Annotated in this window: 15 protein-coding genes and 1 other annotated feature; of the genes, 3 read left to right on the top strand and 12 right to left on the bottom strand. The window is 46.7% G+C overall.

Annotated elements, in window-relative coordinates; genetic code table 11:
- Positions 1-918 (top strand): DMT family transporter, encoded by a 918-nt coding sequence (locus JMN17_RS10450; RefSeq protein WP_087993483.1) that lies wholly within the window; start codon positions 1-3, stop codon positions 916-918.
- Positions 919-956: 38 nt separating this feature from the next.
- Here the strand turns inward: JMN17_RS10450 and JMN17_RS10445 are convergent, their stop codons facing one another.
- From JMN17_RS10445 to JMN17_RS10405, 9 genes are all read right to left on the bottom strand, one after another.
- Entirely contained in the window at positions 957-2300 is a 1344-nt protein-coding gene (locus tag JMN17_RS10445; protein WP_087993484.1) for an amino acid permease, read from the bottom strand.
- Between the two features lie 63 nt (positions 2301-2363).
- Positions 2364-2597: a binding site (T-box leader), on the bottom strand.
- A gap of 97 nt (positions 2598-2694) precedes the next feature.
- Positions 2695-3729, bottom strand: coding sequence for a glycosyl hydrolase family 18 protein (locus JMN17_RS10440; protein ID WP_202328009.1), 1035 nt, complete (start codon positions 3727-3729; stop codon positions 2695-2697).
- 224 nt (positions 3730-3953) lie between these two features.
- A complete protein-coding gene (gene lutC, locus JMN17_RS10435; protein ID WP_202328008.1) occupies positions 3954-4676 on the bottom strand; it encodes a lactate utilization protein LutC in 723 nt (240 codons plus the stop codon).
- Positions 4676-6115, bottom strand: a complete 1440-nt coding sequence (gene lutB / locus JMN17_RS10430) for a lactate utilization iron-sulfur protein LutB (RefSeq protein WP_087993488.1) — start codon at positions 6113-6115, stop codon at positions 4676-4678. The genes lutC and lutB overlap by 1 nt, the downstream gene beginning before the upstream one ends.
- A 26-nt stretch (positions 6116-6141) precedes the next feature.
- The gene (gene lutA, locus JMN17_RS10425; protein WP_087993489.1) at positions 6142-6858 is read right to left on the bottom strand and encodes a lactate utilization iron-sulfur protein LutA; all 717 of its coding nucleotides are present in this window, start codon (positions 6856-6858) and stop codon (positions 6142-6144) included.
- A gap of 186 nt (positions 6859-7044) precedes the next feature.
- Entirely contained in the window at positions 7045-7647 is a 603-nt protein-coding gene (gene yvfU, locus JMN17_RS10420) for a two-component system response regulator YvfU (RefSeq protein WP_087993490.1), read from the bottom strand.
- A 16-nt stretch (positions 7648-7663) separates the two neighbouring features.
- The gene (locus JMN17_RS10415; RefSeq protein ID WP_141113429.1) at positions 7664-8779 is read right to left on the bottom strand and encodes a sensor histidine kinase; all 1116 of its coding nucleotides are present in this window, start codon (positions 8777-8779) and stop codon (positions 7664-7666) included.
- 3 nt (positions 8780-8782) lie between these two features.
- Positions 8783-9520 carry an ABC transporter permease gene (locus JMN17_RS10410; RefSeq protein WP_087993491.1) on the bottom strand — a complete coding sequence of 246 codons (738 nt, stop codon included), beginning with the start codon at positions 9518-9520 and terminating at the stop codon, positions 8783-8785.
- A complete protein-coding gene (locus JMN17_RS10405) occupies positions 9521-10426 on the bottom strand; it encodes an ABC transporter ATP-binding protein (RefSeq protein WP_087993492.1) in 906 nt (301 codons plus the stop codon). It lies immediately after the preceding gene.
- Between the two features lie 276 nt (positions 10427-10702).
- Here JMN17_RS10405 and JMN17_RS10400 point away from each other — a divergent pair, with 276 nt between their 5' ends.
- Together JMN17_RS10400 and JMN17_RS10395 are read left to right on the top strand one after the other, a co-directional pair.
- Positions 10703-11515, top strand: a complete 813-nt coding sequence (locus JMN17_RS10400; RefSeq protein WP_202328007.1) for an alpha/beta fold hydrolase — start codon at positions 10703-10705, stop codon at positions 11513-11515.
- A gap of 29 nt (positions 11516-11544) precedes the next feature.
- Positions 11545-12756: a PP2C family protein-serine/threonine phosphatase gene (locus JMN17_RS10395; protein ID WP_087993494.1), complete on the top strand. Its 1212-nt coding sequence runs from the start codon at positions 11545-11547 to the stop codon at positions 12754-12756.
- Between the two features lie 50 nt (positions 12757-12806).
- Here JMN17_RS10395 and JMN17_RS10390 read toward each other — a convergent pair whose 3' ends face one another.
- The 3 genes from JMN17_RS10390 to ganQ all read right to left on the bottom strand — a co-directional run bounded on the left by JMN17_RS10390 (position 12807) and on the right by ganQ (position 17107).
- Entirely contained in the window at positions 12807-14096 is a 1290-nt protein-coding gene (locus JMN17_RS10390; RefSeq protein WP_202328006.1) for an arabinogalactan endo-1,4-beta-galactosidase, read from the bottom strand.
- Positions 14097-14173: 77 nt separating this feature from the next.
- On the bottom strand, positions 14174-16237 hold the full coding sequence (ganA, locus tag JMN17_RS10385) for a beta-galactosidase GanA (RefSeq protein ID WP_202328234.1): 2064 nt from the start codon (positions 16235-16237) through the stop codon (positions 14174-14176).
- Between the two features lie 18 nt (positions 16238-16255).
- Entirely contained in the window at positions 16256-17107 is an 852-nt protein-coding gene (gene ganQ / locus JMN17_RS10380) for an arabinogalactan oligomer ABC transporter permease GanQ (RefSeq protein WP_202328005.1), read from the bottom strand.

The raw sequence follows: 17107 nt of genomic DNA, 5'->3' as shown, positions 1-17107 counted from the left end.
GTGAAACAGCTCTCAAAAACGCGGACAGCGCTCCTGCTCGCCTTTCTCGTCATCATGTGGGGCATCAATTGGCCGCTGTCCAAAGCAGCGCTCGCCTATTCGCCGCCGCTATTGTTCGCGGGCATCCGGACGCTGATTGGCGGGATTTTATTAGTCATTGTCGCACTGCCGCGTATTCATAAATTGCGTTTTAAAGAAACGTGGCCGATTTATCTTGTTTCTGCACTTTTAAATATTACGTTATTCTATGGGCTGCAAACGATCGGGCTGAATTACCTTCCGGCCGGCCTGTTTTCCGCAATCGTCTTCTTTCAGCCGGTGCTGATGGGCGTGTTTTCTTGGCTGTGGCTCGGTGAATCGATGTTTGCAATGAAAGTGATCGGGCTGATCCTCGGTTTTGCGGGAGTAGCTGTCATCAGCGCCGCGGGTTTTGGCGGGCATATTTCTGTCATTGGGGTTCTGCTGGCCCTCGGCTCCGCACTCAGCTGGGCGTTAGGAACAGTATTTATGAAAAAAACAGGCAGCCGCGTCGATTCCATCTGGATGGTCGCTTTGCAGCTGACGATCGGAAGCGTGTTTCTGCTTTTATCCGGATTTTCGACAGAAAGCTTTTCGGCGATACAATGGACAGTTCCGTTTATCACCAGCCTGCTGTTCATCTCTGTCTTCGTTATCGCACTCGGCTGGCTTGTCTTTTTTACGCTTGTCGGTTCAGGGGAAGCAAGCAAGGTCGCTTCCTACACTTTTTTGATTCCGCTCATTTCGATCGTGGCCAGCTCCATTTTCCTGCATGAACCGCTGACCTTAAGCCTCTTGGCAGGGCTGCTGCTGATTGTAACGAGTATCTGCCTCGTGAATTCAAAATCAAAAGCACAGAAAGCGGCGGCGATTGGTGTAAAAGAGAAGGCTGCACAATAGTAAAAACCTCTTGTCGGATGTGACAAGAGGTTTCTTATTTACTGATGCTTACGTCCTTTGATCAAATACACAATCGTAATCAAAAGATAGATCGCCGCAGTAATGCTGGTCATCACAATTGACGTTGTCATAATGACTCCAATCAGAATAGCGAGTAATGCCAGAATCGCAAACCATGTCGTGTATGGGAACAACTTTACATAATAAGCCGGTGTTTCTGTTTGGTATTTTCTTGATTTCAAATGGGCGAATCCGATGATCAGCCAGATGAATAATACGGTATATCCCAATGACCCCATTAAGTAATTAAACGTTTGGCTTCCCGCGAACAGAGAAATCAATACGCCAATATATAGGGAGGAAGTGCACATCAGAATCGCAAACATCGGTACGTTTTTCGATGAAAGTTTCGAAAAGATTTTCGGGAGCCTTCCGTCACTTGCCTGTGTATACAAAATGCGGGACGACCCGTATAAACCTGAATTCATTGAAGAAATGATCGCAAGCAGGATGACTGCGTTCATGATATGATCCGCACCCGGAATGCCTACCATTTTAAAGACCATGACGAAAGGACTTTCCGGAACGGAGTTGACTTGATTCCATGGAATCAGGCTGACAATGATAAAAAACGGCAGCAGATAGAACGTGACAATCCGTGTTAGAGTGCTGCGGACAGCTTTCGGGACAACCTTTTCAGGATTTTTTGTCTCAGCAAGCGTTACACCAATAATTTCTGTACCGCCGTAAGAGTAGATCACGACTAGCATCGCCGTAATCAGCCCTGTGCCTCCGTTCGGGAAAAATCCGCCGTGCTCTGTCAGGTTTGAGAACCCGGCAGCTGTATGATCACCGAATGATACAAATAAGAGCAACAATCCTAATATAATAAAAATAATAATAACGGTAATCTTGATCATCGCCAGCCAATATTCGGTTTCGGCGAAGATTTTAACAGAAAGCAAATTCACAACCGTGACAATAAGAGATATCCCTAATGCCAGGACCCAAATCGGGCAGCCCGGCAGCCAATATTGAATAAAGATCGCAGCGACAACAGCTTCAGCCGCAATGTTGAGCACCCACATTTTCCAGTATATCCAGTCCAAGAAATAAGCAGCGTAATTTCCTAATACCTGCTGGACAAGATCCCGGAAGGTTCTTGCGTTTCGGTTGCGCACAGCCATTTCCGCGAGCCCCTGCATAATAAACAGCAAAATAATACCGCCGAGCAGGTATGCGATAATGACAGATGGCCCCGCCACATCGATCGCCGAACTGCTCCCTTTAAATAAACCTGCGCCGATTGCTCCGCCCAGCGCCATCATCATAATATGGCGGGACGTCATCGTGCGCTTTAACGTCTGATTGTCTTTTTTCATCCTCTACTACCTCTCCTTCTCGTTTTCAAAAACAAAAAAGCCCGCCGCCTCTTATCTAATAGATAAAGAGACGACGAGCCTTAGGCTGACCGCGGTACCACTCTTGTTGATTCTTATGAAGAATCCAGCTTTTGACCTGTAACGAAGGTTAGCCGTTAAAACATGGGGAATATTCAATCTATTCCGTTTCGTCTTACCACTCCCGGGCGAGTTCAAAGAAAAATCAGGCTGCGTCACACCGCCCCGCAGCTCTCTTTTCTGATTACTTCTTTTACTGCTCCCAATCTATGTGTTTTCGTTTTCTGAAAAACTGAAATTTTATGTTCTGAATATACTAACATAATATACGTGCTTCTTTTTTCCCTGTCAATAACCTCAGAGAAAAAAGAAATGGTTATTTTACCCCTTTTTGAATGGCTTTCCAAAAGGATTCTGACTCGTTTCCTAATGCATAGACTGAGACACCTGCTATTTTGTATTGCTTTGCCAGATGGCTTTTCGTTTGGACGGTTTTTTCATTTTCATACCACACGACATGTTTATGCTGCTTTTTGTCAACGTAAGAAAACGTCATCGAACCTGATTTTTTGTTGAATATCGGCTTTACTTTCTGCTTTTTGATCAGGGGCTTGAGTTCATTCCATGCTCTCATTGTGCTGCCGCTTCCGTCTTTCACATCCCAGTCATAGCCGTACGCAGGGATTCCCATGATGACTTTATTGGCTTTGATCTTTTTAACTGAAAACTGCAGGGAGCTTTTGATCCAGCCTGTGCTCGCCACCGATCCCGGCTCGCCCCAAATGCCGTGTTCGTCGTAAGTCATGACTTGCACATAATCGGCATATTGACCGATTTTCGCATAATCATACGGCCAGCTCCAGTCATCGTTTTGATCATCGGCGCTTTTGGCCGGAACGGAAACCATTGTTTTGATCTGTTTCTTTTTCAGCGCCTGTGAGACATCTTGAATGAAGCGTGAATATTTGGACCGGTCTTCTGGATTCACCGCTTCAAAATCGATATTGATACCGTAGTATAAGTGCTTTTTAGCCAGTGCTATCAGCTGATCTGTGAATCGTTTTTTCGCTGTTTTATTACTCATGACCCGGCTCGCTAAATCACCGTCAAAATCATAAATGGCGTCATTATAATTTGAAATCACAGCCCATGTCTTGATTTTATTCTTTTTCGCATAAGTCAGCTGCTTGCTTGGGGCATCGCCAATGATGTGTCCGTTTTTTTCAAACGCAAACGTATCTGTGGCGATCGAATTCATGTATGTATGATATTTCACAAGAGAATTGTATGAGTCCGTATCCCGAGTTGTGTAGCCTACTGTCATGCCAGCGGCTTTCGCTTCTGCGTTTGAATACATAAACAGAATGATCGCAATCGCCAGTGAAACAGCTGCGATCAGCCATTTTTTCATCGCATTTCCTCCTTTTTCAAGTCATACTCTTCTCATCGGCCAAACAATTGGAAGTTGAAGTTTTTTCAGCGTGATTGAAAACCTTTGAAGTCTAGGAAGAATGAGCATTGAATCAGACTTCCGCAGGATGCGGTGACAGAGGCGTTTGAGCAGGACGCTGCCTGACAACGAATGCGAGGGTTTGTCGACACGCTGAAAGCCCGGCATATGCCGGGCTTTTGAGGTTAGCGGTCAGAGACGAGAATGTATGCTGCTTTTACAGGTCCGTGCACCCCGACGACCAAATCCATTTCGATATCGGCTGAGTTGCTCGGTCCGGTAATGTAGTTGATGCAGGAGGGAACAGTAACGCCGTCCGCAATATTTTGGCGGATGATATCACTGGCTTGCGTCATTCTCGGCACAATGCTTGACTTTGGCATAATCGCAATATAGGTCGTCGGCAGAAGGCTGACAGACCGGCCGATATCTTTTGAGGAGAAGAGGACAACCGTCCCCGACTCGGCCAGTGTGATTTCACTGAATGTAATTCCTACATTGGCTTGCTCCGCTTTTTTGATATTTTCTTCGCCTTTGTCAGCATCCCACTCCCAGACCGGCGTTCCATCGCTCGGCCAGTCTTTGGTGAGCAAGCTTTTTAGCCCGTATGCTTCAAAGCGGGGGTCCTTTGGAAGGATAACAGGACCTCCGGAAAACCGGCTGACTTGCTCGCGCAGGGCATCGCAGAGACCGGTTGAATCGGTTTCAATCAGCTCTGTATGGATTTTGACGCAATGGTTTTTGAGCACTGTGACCAAGTCATCCGCTGAGTATCCTTCAAGTGTTTGATATTGCGGCTGATGCGCCCACTCTGGGACTGCCACGCCTCCTGTTCTTCTTTCACGGCCAAGGCGTGATGCGATCCGGTTTAAAAAGCTCTCCTGATTCTGAACGGTTCCCTTCGTCATCACTGTTCCTCCTTCGTGCGTTCACTTGTTTCTCTGTCTGTAAACCAGTCTCTGAATCTCGATTTATGCGGTGCCGGGAAATCGCGGATCTGTGTCCAGCTTTTGAGCGGGCCGGGTCCTTTCGACATTTTTTCACCCTCTGTAAAAGGCGTCATCGCGGCCGGCGCCCATTTTGAGCCCATTTTATAAAGCGGCAAAGAGGATGCGCCAAGCCCAAATGCTTTCATCGCAAGCTTTTCACTGATCGGCGCCCTGCCTTCTTTTTCGACGATGTTCTGGCGATGCTTGAGGAGCAGCTCATGAAGCGGAATTTTGACCGGGCAGGCTTCTGAACAAGCCGCGCAAAGTGTAGATGCGTACGGCAGCTCCTTATAATCGTCATAACCGCCAAGCAGCGGCGATAAAACCGCTCCGATCGGCCCCGAATAGATTGAGCCGTAAGAGTGTCCGCCGACATGGCGGTACACGGGGCAGACATTGATACAGGCGGCACAGCGGATACATTGCAGCACAGACTGGAATTCCGTTCCGAGAATGTTGGACCGGCCATTATCAACAATGACAAGATGGAATTCCTCCGGCCCGTCCACCTCCCCTTCCAGCTTCGGGCCTGTCAGTGCTGTAATATAACTTGTCAGCCGCTGCCCGACAGCACTTCTTGTCAGCATGCTGACAAGCACTTCAAATTCAGAAAATGACGGGACAATCCGCTCCATTCCCATCACGGTGATTTGTGTTTTCGGCAAGGTGCTCACAAGCCGTCCATTTCCTTCATTGGTCACGAGGCTGACAGAACCCGAGTCAGCGATGGCGAAGTTACAGCCGGTAATGCCGATATCGGCTTCCAGAAACTTTTCCCGGAGGATGGCGCGCGCATGCATCACAAGCTCTTCCGGTTTTTCTGTATGTTGATAATCCAGCCTTTCTTTAAACACATCGCGTATTTGCTCTTTATTTTTATGAAGGGCGGGCGCTACGATATGTGACGGCGGATCGTGATCATCAATCTGTAAAATATATTCGCCGAGGTCGGTTTCGACGACTTCACAGCCTTCCTGTTCCAGCACCTCATTCAGATTGATTTCCTCTGTAACCATTGATTTTGATTTAACGATTTTCTTCCCGTTCTTCTTTTGAATGACATCGCGGATATAAGAAGACGCCTCTTCCGATGTTTCCGCGAAATAAACATGCCCGCCTCGTTTCGCCACATTTTCGGCAAGCTGTCCGAGATAGAAATCGAGGTTTTCAAGGACATGCTTCCTGATTTCCTCTGACAACGAGCGCCAGTCTTCCCAGTTTCCCAGCTCTTCGGCTGCTTCAAGGCGCCGTGTCCGCAGACGTTCCTGCGCTCCTGAAACAGCGCCCCTCATAAATTCATTATCGATCCCCTGTGATACCCGCTCATTGAAAGCGTCAGTACCGATTTTCATCGCCATGATCCTTTCCCCCTCTGAATCCAGTTTTATCTGCTGTTGAGCACTTCGGCGATGTGCATCACTTTGACATTCTTGTCTTTTCGGTCAAGCCGCCCCCCGATATTCATCAAACAGCCGCAGTCAGCGCCGATCAGCACCTCTGCTCCCGTATCCTCCACGCATGCGACTTTTTCATCGACCATCTGCTCAGAGATCTGCGCCATTTTGACGGAGAACGTTCCTCCGAATCCGCAGCAGTTGTGTTTCCCCGGAAGCGCTGTGAACTCTAAGCCCTTCACATGGCTGAGAAGCTTCATCGGCTCCTCCCGAACTCCGAGCAGCCTTGTCATATGGCACGACGTATGTAAGGTCGCTCTAGTATGAAGGCTTGCGCCGACATCTTCGATCCCAAGGACGTTCACGATAAAATCAGTCAGTTCATACGTTTTATCCGCGAGCTTTTGCGCTTTGTCGGCCCATTTCGGATCATTCTGAAACAGGTGCGGATACTCCCTGAACATCGTGGTGCAGGAACCGGAAGGGCTGACGACATATTCTGAATCCTGAAACGTTTCGATCATCCGTTTCATTGCTTTTTTGGCGTCATTCACATAGCCGCTGTTATAAGCCGGCTGCCCGCAGCAGATCTGCCCCTCCGGAAAATCCACCTCACATCCAAGGCGCTCCAGCAGTTCCACCGTTGCTTTTCCGACATTTGTTTGAAACATATCAACAAGACAAGTGACAAAAAGTGAGACTTTCATGATGAACCCCTCTTTCATCCCCAATATGTGATCTGGTCATCTGATGACCTGAACATAACAACTTCTATCAATATCGTACACTATTCTGACAAAGGAAGGAAAGGGTTTTCTGGGTATAATTTCATTTGCAGGCTTATAAAAACACCCCTGATCCCTCAGGAGTGCCATGATGCTGAAAACATATGGTTAAATCCAGCCCTTTTCCTCAGCGATGCTGGCGGCTTCTGTCCGATTTTTCGCATTGAGCTTTTGGATGATTTCTGAAATGTAATTTCGGACTGTGCCTTGTGATAAATAGAGTTCGAGCGTAATATCTTTTGTTGTCTTGCCTAAAGCCGCCAGCCGCAGAATTTCTTGTTCTCTTACGGTGAGCGGATTTTCGTCTCGCATCATATTAAACGTCAGCTCCGGGCTGAAGACCCGTTTTCCCTTTACACACTTTCGGATGGCGTCGGCCAAATCGTCAATTTCGCCGTCTTTCAGCAGATAGCCATGTACGCCGGCTTTGACGGCGCGTTCAAAATATCCGGGACGGGCAAAAGTGGTTAAAATAATGACCTTGCTGCCGCAGCCTTTTTGCATTAATTCCTCTGCCACATCCAGCCCGCTTCGAACCGGCATTTCAATGTCCATGATGCATACATCCGGTTCCAGCTTCAGAATGGCTTTTAACGCTTCTTCCCCGTTTAGTGCTTGTCCGATGACTTCCATATCCTCTTCTAAATCCAGCAGAGATCCCAGAGCGCCTAAAAGCATTCGCTGGTCCTCAGCAATAAACAGACGAATCATTCTTTTCGTCCTCCTATCAATCTGCTTTTTTAATAAGCGGAATCGTCAGTGTCAAAACCGTTCCGTTCTGTGCTGAAAGCGTTAATCCTCCTTCAATGAGCATCAGCCGTTCTTCCATTCCCCGCAGGCCATTCCCAAACGTATTCTCCTTTGCCGCTCCCTTTCCGTCATCCCGTATCACAACTCTCATTTTGTCAGCAAACCGAGAAATGGTGATGGCGCAGTGGGTTGCTTTGCTGTGCTTGATGATATTGGTCACTGCTTCCCGCATACACATGCTGATAATATTTTGCGTGACGGGAGATATTGCTGAAAAGTCTTCGTCACCTTCATATTGAAAGGTAATGTTCCCCGTTCTTAATATGTGCTGAATGTTGGCGAGTTCCTCCGCCATCGTGGCCGTTCTCATATCAGAAACAAGCTCACGAACCTGCTTGAGTGCGGCGCGTGAACTGATTTCCATTTCTTTTGCTTCAAGCCGGGTCCGTTCTGAATCAGATGTTGCCAGCCGCTGAATCAGCTGGCTTTTTAACGTAAGGAGCGACAGGGTATGGCCGAGGGTATCGTGAAGATCACGGGCGATTCGAACACGCTCCTCCCTTTTGGAGAGTTCTTTTATCTGTTCGTTGGCTTGGGCAAGTTGGGTTTCAAGTTCAATTCTCCGAAACATAGAACGGATGCCGAATGGAGAAATGAGCATGATGACGAGAAACGGGAGAACAGAAAAAAGCTCCCGGAGCGAAACCGAATTCGCGAGAAATTGATAAAAACACGGAAAAAGCAACATAAAGATTAAACCGCAGAACGCACGGTTAAACTTTGTTTTCTCTTTGTAATAACCAACAAAGTTTGCCGGAAAAAAACCTAAATAGATATAGGTGATATTGTAAAACACACTATAGATGAAAATAACCGCCATTTGCACGAGAAGCCAATACGTAAATGAATCTCTGCCCGCGCTGCAGAACAACTGGCGATATGCCATGACAAAAAAGAGCAGCATGCCATATCCAATCACCTGTTTGACGCCTGTTTCTCTCAATAAAGAAAGAAACGGCATGATGGTATACACCAGAAAGATATAAGGGAAAAACCCGAATTGCTTAGGGAATATAGTTCTTAAGATTTTCATGTATTACACCGCTTCTTGTTTTCTTCTTATATACTTAGATAGTAGCATGAAGAGCATCAAATAAGCGATTAGTATCAGAATATTTTCCCATGATGGGCCCCCGCCCCGGACAAGTTCCCACGCTCCGTTCCCGAAATGATAAGACGGAAGCCACCGGCCAATATTCTGCATCATGTCAGGCATAACCTCAAACGGCATCCACATGCCTCCGCCTAAAGCCAGCAGCATGTAAAGCACATTACTGATTCCAGCTGCTGTTTCTACTTTTCTCATAAGGCCGATTAGTGTGCCTAATGCTAAAAACGGCAATGCGCCAAACAAAATCCACAGTCCGCTCATGATCCATTCAAACGGGGACAAGTCGATGTCATTGATAATTGCGCCGCAAAGAAAAATGACGGTAATAGATAAGATGTGAATCACACTTTGACCGATCATCTGAGCTGATAAATAGATATGATCCGGAAGAGGCGTAATGCGGATAAAGGCAGTCCAGCCTTGCGACCGTTCTTGAACCATACGGATTCCAAGCGTCATGATAGAGGATCCCATTACGCTGAAGACTGTCATTGACATTAAGTAATGAGCGTCCCATGCACGTTGATCAGAGGCGCCCGTATTCACTACATTAGTAAAGAGATAATAAAAGGCAATCGGCATCATCAGAGACCAAAACACAAAATACTTATTCCGAAGCACCCTTTTCATTTCGGCTGCGCTTTGCTTTTGCAGCATATTCACTCACATCGCCTCCCTATTTCCGTCAGCCAGCTGGCGAAATGCCTCATCGAGCGTTCCTTGCTCAATTCGAATATCGCATGCTTGTATGTTTTCTTGAAAAATCAGTGCTAACACTTTGTCTGTATTTGATGTTTGGATGATGGTTCTCTGTTGCTTTTGGATCACTCGCTCTACGATCGGATGACGAGACAGCTTTTCCAATGATTCATCTGAATGCAGCGTAAAGGAAACAGACTGTTTTTGGATCCTTGAGCGGATTTGCATTGGCGAGTCGTCCGCCACAAGCCGTCCGTCAGCAAAAAATAAGATTCGCCGCGCGGCATCATCTGCTTCCTGTAAATAATGGGTTGAAAAAATAATTGTTTTTCCTTGGTCCGCGAGCCCATGAATGGTCTGCCAGAATCGATGTCTTGATGATGTGTCCATTCCGACTGTCGGTTCATCGAATATGAGCAGCTCGGGGTTCCCGGCAAGAGCCAAAGCAAAGCTCAAACGGCGTTTTTGTCCGCCGGATAATTTTTCTGCCCTCGTTTTCAAGTCTTCTTTTGTGAGTGCTGTTAACGAAACGAGTTCTTTCATAGATAATGGATTTGGATAATAGCTTCGGAAGAGCTCGAGGATTTCATACACCTTCAGTCCAGGCATGACGCTCACTTCCTGCAGCATCACCCCTATTTTTTCCCGCACCTGTTGATCACCGGGAACCCGGTTAAATAGTTTGATGTCTCCCTCGCTTGGTTTCAGCAATCCTAATATCATGGAGATAACGGTCGTCTTCCCTGCCCCATTCGGCCCGAGAATGGCTGCAATTTCTCCTTTTTTAATGCTGAAGCTGATGTTGTTTACAGCTGTTTTTTGCTGGAATTGTTTTGTCACATTGCTTACTGATACTGCCTCATTCATCACATGAACACCTCCTGATAGCTTATAATGATTGTAAAATGACGGAGAAGATGATGTTAGTATGAGGTGTCATGATGGTGGGTGACAAATGTCATATTCTTTCTCAAGTCTAGGTCATCCCTCCTCTACATCTTCCAATTTTTCCAGCTCGCCTATGCCGGATGTCCTCTTTCTTTTAAACTGCTATATACTTTCATAGAAAGACACACTCTTCAAACCGTGAGTGTTATGATATACATATTGAAATTTATTTTACTTTCCAGCTGAAAGGAGCCAATCATGAACGATGCGATTTTGTCTCGAAATGATGTGAAGATGAAGGGAAGCGGCAAAACATCTATCATTTTCGCACCTGGTTTTGGATGTGATCAAAGTGTGTGGAATGCCGTGGCCCCGGCCTTCGAAGAAGATCATCGGGTCATTTTATTTGATTACGTCGGTTCGGGACATTCAGACTTGCACGCATATGACCCGGATCGTTACCAGACACTTGAAGGCTATGCCCAAGATGTTCTTGATGTTTGTGAAGCTTTAGATCTGGAAGACACCGTGTTTGTGGGGCACTCTGTCGGGGCTGTGATTGGGATGCTTGCTTCCATCCGCCGTCCGGCGCTTTTTTCCCATCTGGTGATGGTGGGGCCTTCTCCTTGCTATTTGAATGATCCGCCTGAGTATTACGGAGGATTTGAGGAGGAACAGCTCCGTGGTTTGCTGGAGATGATGGAGAAAAATTACATAGGCTGGGCAACTGTATTCGCAGCAACCGTTCTGAATCAGCCAGATCGGCCTGAAATCAGGGAAGAGCTTGAAAACCGTTTTTGTTCTACTGACCCTGTAATTGCCCGCCAATTCGCGAAAGCCGCGTTTTTTTCTGATCACCGGGAGAATCTTTCGAAGGTAACGGTTCCCTCTCTGATTCTCCAATGCGCGGACGATATCATCGCACCGGCCGCAGTAGGCGAGTATATGCATAAGCATCTTCCTTATAGTACACTGAAACAAATGGAGGCTCGCGGGCATTGCCCCCACATGAGCCATCCTGAAGAGACGATCCAGCTGATCAGCAATTATTTGAAAGCGCTCGTGATATAGGAACGAAAGAGATAGAGGTGACCCTCTTAATGGACAAACAATTGAATGATGCACCATGCGGTTTCCTCACTTTGTCAGAAGAGGGTTCAATCATAGCTGTCAACCGCACCCTGCTCAAGATTCTGAATTATGAGCCGAAAGAGATTGTCGGCCGGCATATGAATATGATCCTGACAATTCCCGCACAGCTTTTCTGCCAGCTCTATTTTGAGCCGCTTTTAAAACTGGAGCAGCACATTGAAGAAATCTACATTTCTCTGCAAACTAGAGATGGAGAAGAAATTCCCGTCCTTGTCAATGCTGTTGCAAGAGCTGATGGCGGATTATCTGTCACCGAGTGTGTTCTGATACCGATGCGAAAGCGAAATGAATATGAAAATGAGCTGCTGATGGCCAGAAACACGGCTCAGGAAGCTTTGCTTGCCAAACAGAAAGCCAATGCGGAGCTAGAAATGGCCTTGGAAGCGCTGAAGGCAAAACAAGAAGAACTTCTTGAGATCAACAAACAAAATCAGCAATTTAAACTAAACACTAAAAGAGAGCTCGAGCTTGCCAGAAAAACACAGGAAAACTCGTTGACTGAACCGATTGTAAACGACCAGATCCAGATTGACGCTTATTACAAAGCATCCAGTGAATTATCGGGTGATCTATACGGATTTTATCAAATCGATGAACATCGATACGGCATTATTATTCTTGATGTGATGGGGCATGGGATTTCATCTGCATTGATTACGATGTCTCTGCATCCTTTGTTCCAGCGCCAGATCACGCAAGGTCTCAGTCCCGGCAAAGTCATGAAGGAATTAGACCGCCACCTTCACAGCTTGTTCCAAAATGATGAGGAAGCAAGACATTATTGCACAGCCATTTATCTCGAGATTGATACAGCCCGGCAAAAAATTGATTATGTCAATGCAGGGCATCCGCCGGCATTATGGCAGGGCGCCGGCGGAACCCAAAATCCGCTGCATACAACCGCGCCTCCGATCGGGATGTTTGAAGATACAGTCTTTCAGTCAAGCAGTCTTTCATACACGGAGGGCGGAAGGCTCCTGCTGTATACAGATGGCGTGATGGACCCTACAGCGTCATGTTATTTATTTGATTTATTAAAGGACCATCCCGATTTGCCTATCGCTGACTTGAAAGAGCAAATTCTTACATCCCTGCATGATCATAAGGAAGCCCATCATAAAAGTGATGACGAATGTTTTATATTAGTTGATTTGACATAAAATGATCCCTGAGACGCAACAATGATTTGTTACATCTCAGGATTTTCTGTTTAACGTTTTTTCGGAATATGGCCTGACTCCGCATATTGAAATACCTGCAAGGAAGGCAGCGGGTGTCCGTTAAAATCAAACAAAGCTTGGTTATCCACAGCACTTCCCCCATACCACTTCCCGGCATCTTCTGGGTCATATTCAGCGGCATAGCTCGAGGCCCATCCTGAACCGAATGTTTCCCATAACACTTTGTTTTTCTCCACCTGTGTTTTCGGCCCGACTGGAATCCACGCAGGCTCCCAATAGAACACGCCAAGTCCCGCCGTTCCTGTATTCGCTACGGCCTGCATCACATCTCTTATCACATTCGCCTGGCCTTGAACGGAAATAGGATATGGCAGCGTCTGCCCGCTTTTTGGCGTTGTATTTTCATGCCCATCACCGTCCTCAGCGGTATAAGTGTACGATGTCTCCGCCACCATGACTTTTTTGCCGTACGTCCCGGCAACTGCCTTCAGCACAGAGGTCAAATTCTGCAATGTGCCGTGCCAGAAAGGATAATAAGAACTGGCAAACACATCATAATCCACTTTGTTTTTGCGGAGTGTTTCTGCAATAAATGAATACCTTCCAGTTGTTTCAGGATTGGTAAAATGCAGCGCGACCAAGATGCCTGGGTCTGTTTCTCTGACCGCCCGGCTTCCTTCATTAAATAATTGACTCATCTTCGCCCAATCGGTTTCGCCCGCAAATGCCCCTGTTGTTTCATTTCCGACCTGAACCATGCCGATGTCGACGCCTTCCTTGATCATTTTTTGCAGGCTTTGTTTCGTATACTCATAGAGCTTTGTTTTTTTAGCTTCAAAGCTTAAATTCGCCCAAGCTTTGGGGGCCTTCTGTTTCGCAGGATCGGCCCAGAAATCAGAATAATGAAAGTCGGCCAGCACCTTCATTCCATTCGCTGTCGCTCTTTTTCCGATCTCAATGGCTTTTTGAACATCATTGTTTCCCCCTCCATATCCACTGCCATGTGAATCATACGGATCATTCCAAATGCGGACGCGAACATAGTTGACGCCGGCTTGTTTTAGGGTTGTAAAGATGTCCTGGCGTTTTCCGCTTGTATTGTAAAAGGTGACTCCGCTGTTTTCTAAAGCAATAACACTGGACACATCTGCCCCTTTGATAAAGTCCTTGTTCATGCCCTCTACTTTTTTAACGAAAAGATCCTCTGTCCGAGGCTTCGGCACATGTTTCTCCTCCCCAATGGCAGCGGCATATCCCGTAGAACTGAATACACTCCACACGATGGCAGCTGCAAAGAACATTTTCACGCTGCATTTCATGACACTTCTCACTCCTTGGTAAACGCTTTCAAAATACAATAAAAAAGAATCCGCCCATATCGAGCGGAGGCATCAGCCTAATGTGTGTTTACGACGATTCTCACTTCATATTTTTCCATCGTCAGGTCGCCAGATACTATCTCTCCGGTCATCATATCTTTCACACTCTGATTAAACGTGACCAGCTGTTTTTCTTCCGTGAAATTCATTACAAAAATGTAATCATTATCCTGATCCTGCCTCGCTTGTACGGAGACGCCTTTTCCGTGCCGAACCGGAAAAACAGGAGAAAGAGACAGGTCTGTGATCAGCCCTTCATAGAAATCCCGATGAAATTGATCCTCCAAACGCGCACCGATAAAATACGCCTTGCCCCGCTGATATTGATGGCTTGTCACCGCTGGCGTACGCGCATAAAAATCTTCTTGATACAAAGCTTCTGCAGACGCCGTCTTTACATCAATCACCGTTGCATAATCCTTCATTTCATATGATTGGCTGCGATAACTGACAGCATTTCGATCCTTTGGGTACAGCGTATCGGTTTCAAGAGGCTCCATTCCGAAAATGGCTTGCAAATCCGGATGCCATCCGCCTGTGTACGTTAAGTCATGTTCGTTCACAATTCCGCTGATATATGTCATGACTAAGGTGCCGCCATTAGCCGTAAACGCTTTTAAACGGGAAATGGTGTCTTCGCTGATTAAATAAAGCATCGGGACGATCAGCAGTTTATATGATAAAAAATCTTGTTCTTTTGTGATGACGTCGACAGGGATATCGTGTTCCCAGAACGTGCGGTAATGCTGCTGAAGCGTTTGCGCATAACGTTTTGTCGCCTTCGCAAAACCCTGAGCATCCTCGAGCGCCCAATGATTTTCCCAGTCATATAAAATAGCAGTTTCAGCGGGCCGATTCGTTCCGACAATCGCGGAAAGCTGTTCTAATGTTTCGCCGACTTTGGCCACTTCTTGAAAGACCCGGTTCTTCGGGCTATTATCATGATCAACAATCGCCCCGTGCAATTTTTCTGATGATCCGCGCGATTTACGGTATTGGAAATAGAGTACGCTGTCTGAACCGTGGGCAATCATTTGCATAGACGACAGCAGATTCATGCCCGGGCGCTTCGCCTTATTGACGTTATGCCAATTGACCGCGCTTGGCGTACACTCCATTAATAAGAAAGGCTGCTGCTTTAGGCTGCGGTACATGTCATTGATAAAGCCGGCCTTCATCGCCAAATCGGCTGTGCTTTCCCAGTCATTGTGCCAGACCGGATAAGCGTCCCAGCTGATGACATCGACATGCTTCGCAAATTTGCTGTAGTCGAGGCCCTGATACGGAATCAAATCCGGTGTGTCAGCCATAAAGTTCGTTGTGATAGGGATATCAGGCGTCAGTTCTTTCAGCGGGATGATTTCATTTTCATAAAACGAAATCGTTTGATCAGTGACGAACCGGCGCCAGTCTAAGTTCAAACCGTGCAAGCCATTTTCACCGATCGGCGAAGGGCTTTCAATTTGTGACCAATCATTAAATGTATGGCTCCAAAAAGGAGTCCACCACGCATGGTTCAATGCCTTGAGGCTGTTGTCATATTTCGATTTCAGCCACACCCTGAAAGCATGCTGGCATTGGTCGCAGTGGCACTCTCCTCCGTATTCGTTGGAAATATGCCACATTAACAGCGCCGGATGATTGCCGTATCGTTCTGCTAATAACCGGTTGATGTGACGTGTTTTTTCACGGTAGACTTTAGATGTAAGGCAGTGGTTGTGCCTTCCGCCGTGCAGCTGTTTGACGCGGGAGGCATTGACCCGCAGCACTTCAGGATAGGTTTGTGACAGCCAGGCAGGACGGGCTCCGCTTGGCGTTGCTAATATGACCCGGCCGCCTATGCTGTGAATCCGTTCAAAAATATCATCAAGCCATTCAAATTGATATACGCCCTCTTCCGGCTCAAGCGCGCTCCATGCAAAAATGCCGACAGAAAACGTATTCGTATGAGAAAGCTTCATCAGCTTAATATCATCGGCTAAAATATCAGGCCGATCCAGCCACTGATCAGGATTGTAGTCTCCTCCGTGGAGCATAAACTTCGCTTTAGTAACGTACGTTTTTTCAAGCTTTGCCATTATTTTCTCCCCCTTATTCTCTTACCCTTTTGTTCCCCCAGCGGTTAATCCGGACACAAAATGCTTTTGCAGCATGATAAAGATGATGGCAACCGGTATGCTGATAAGCAGGGCTCCGGCTGCAAATGTTGTATAGCTGGCTCCCATGACATCATTCACTAAATTGAATAGACCTACGGGCAATGTATATGATTCTGGCGTTCTCAATATCGTTGAGGACAGCACAAAATCTCCGAGCGGGCCGGTAAAGCCGTTCATGGCGACTACTGCCGCCATCGGTTTTGATAATGGCAGAATGATCTGGAAGAAGATTCTTGTGCTGCCGGCCCCGTCAATCTTGGCGCTTTCGTCTAAATCCATCGGAATGGAATCCATGTATCCTTTCATCAAATACGTATTCATCGGGATCAGGCCGCCGATATAAAGCAAGATTAACAGCCAGTGGCTATTGATCATCCCCAAGATTTGCGCCAGCACAAACAAGGCGATTAAAGCCGAAAACTGAGGAATCATTTGCAGCAATAAAAAGAGGGTTAAAGCGTATTTCCTTCCTTTAAATCGAAAGCGCGAAAATGCATAGGCGGTAAACGTCACACAGATCAAAGATCCCGCCATCGTAAACAGGCTGATCTTCATTGAGTTGAGATACCACTGCACATATTGAAGGCTTTCTTCGCCCGCAAATAACTCCTTGTAATGATCGAATGTCGGATGCTTCGGAATGATGGATGTACTGATTAAGCTGATGCCGGGGTTAAAGCTTGCGCCTGCCGTCCAAAGGAGAGGATAAACAATGATGGCCGCCATACAGGCTAACAACAAGTAAGACAAAAGGAGACGAATACATTTTCTGACCTTCATATCTGCCAGCAT

This window comes from Bacillus sp. RHFS10 (assembly GCF_016757475.1).
In the GTDB taxonomy this organism is placed as follows: domain Bacteria; phylum Bacillota; class Bacilli; order Bacillales; family Bacillaceae; genus Bacillus; species Bacillus subtilis_G.
The sequence above is the reverse complement of the archived record's forward strand: the minus strand, read 5'-3'. Positions and strand labels throughout refer to the sequence as shown.

Coding starts and splice junctions, on each gene's coding strand:
- JMN17_RS10445 (WP_087993484.1), bottom strand. CDS start 2,300: ATGAAAAAAGACAATCAGACGTTAAAGCGCACGATGACGTCCCGCCAT.
- JMN17_RS10440 (WP_202328009.1), bottom strand. CDS start 3,729: ATGAAAAAATGGCTGATCGCAGCTGTTTCACTGGCGATTGCGATCATT.
- lutC (WP_202328008.1), bottom strand. CDS start 4,676: ATGACGAAGGGAACCGTTCAGAATCAGGAGAGCTTTTTAAACCGGATC.
- lutB (WP_087993488.1), bottom strand. CDS start 6,115: ATGGCGATGAAAATCGGTACTGACGCTTTCAATGAGCGGGTATCACAG.
- lutA (WP_087993489.1), bottom strand. CDS start 6,858: ATGAAAGTCTCACTTTTTGTCACTTGTCTTGTTGATATGTTTCAAACA.
- yvfU (WP_087993490.1), bottom strand. CDS start 7,647: ATGATTCGTCTGTTTATTGCTGAGGACCAGCGAATGCTTTTAGGCGCT.
- JMN17_RS10415 (WP_141113429.1), bottom strand. CDS start 8,779: ATGAAAATCTTAAGAACTATATTCCCTAAGCAATTCGGGTTTTTCCCT.
- JMN17_RS10400 (WP_202328007.1), top strand. CDS start 10,703: ATGAACGATGCGATTTTGTCTCGAAATGATGTGAAGATGAAGGGAAGC.
- JMN17_RS10395 (WP_087993494.1), top strand. CDS start 11,545: ATGGACAAACAATTGAATGATGCACCATGCGGTTTCCTCACTTTGTCA.
- JMN17_RS10390 (WP_202328006.1), bottom strand. CDS start 14,096: ATGAAATGCAGCGTGAAAATGTTCTTTGCAGCTGCCATCGTGTGGAGT.
- ganQ (WP_202328005.1), bottom strand. CDS start 17,107: ATGCTGGCAGATATGAAGGTCAGAAAATGTATTCGTCTCCTTTTGTCT.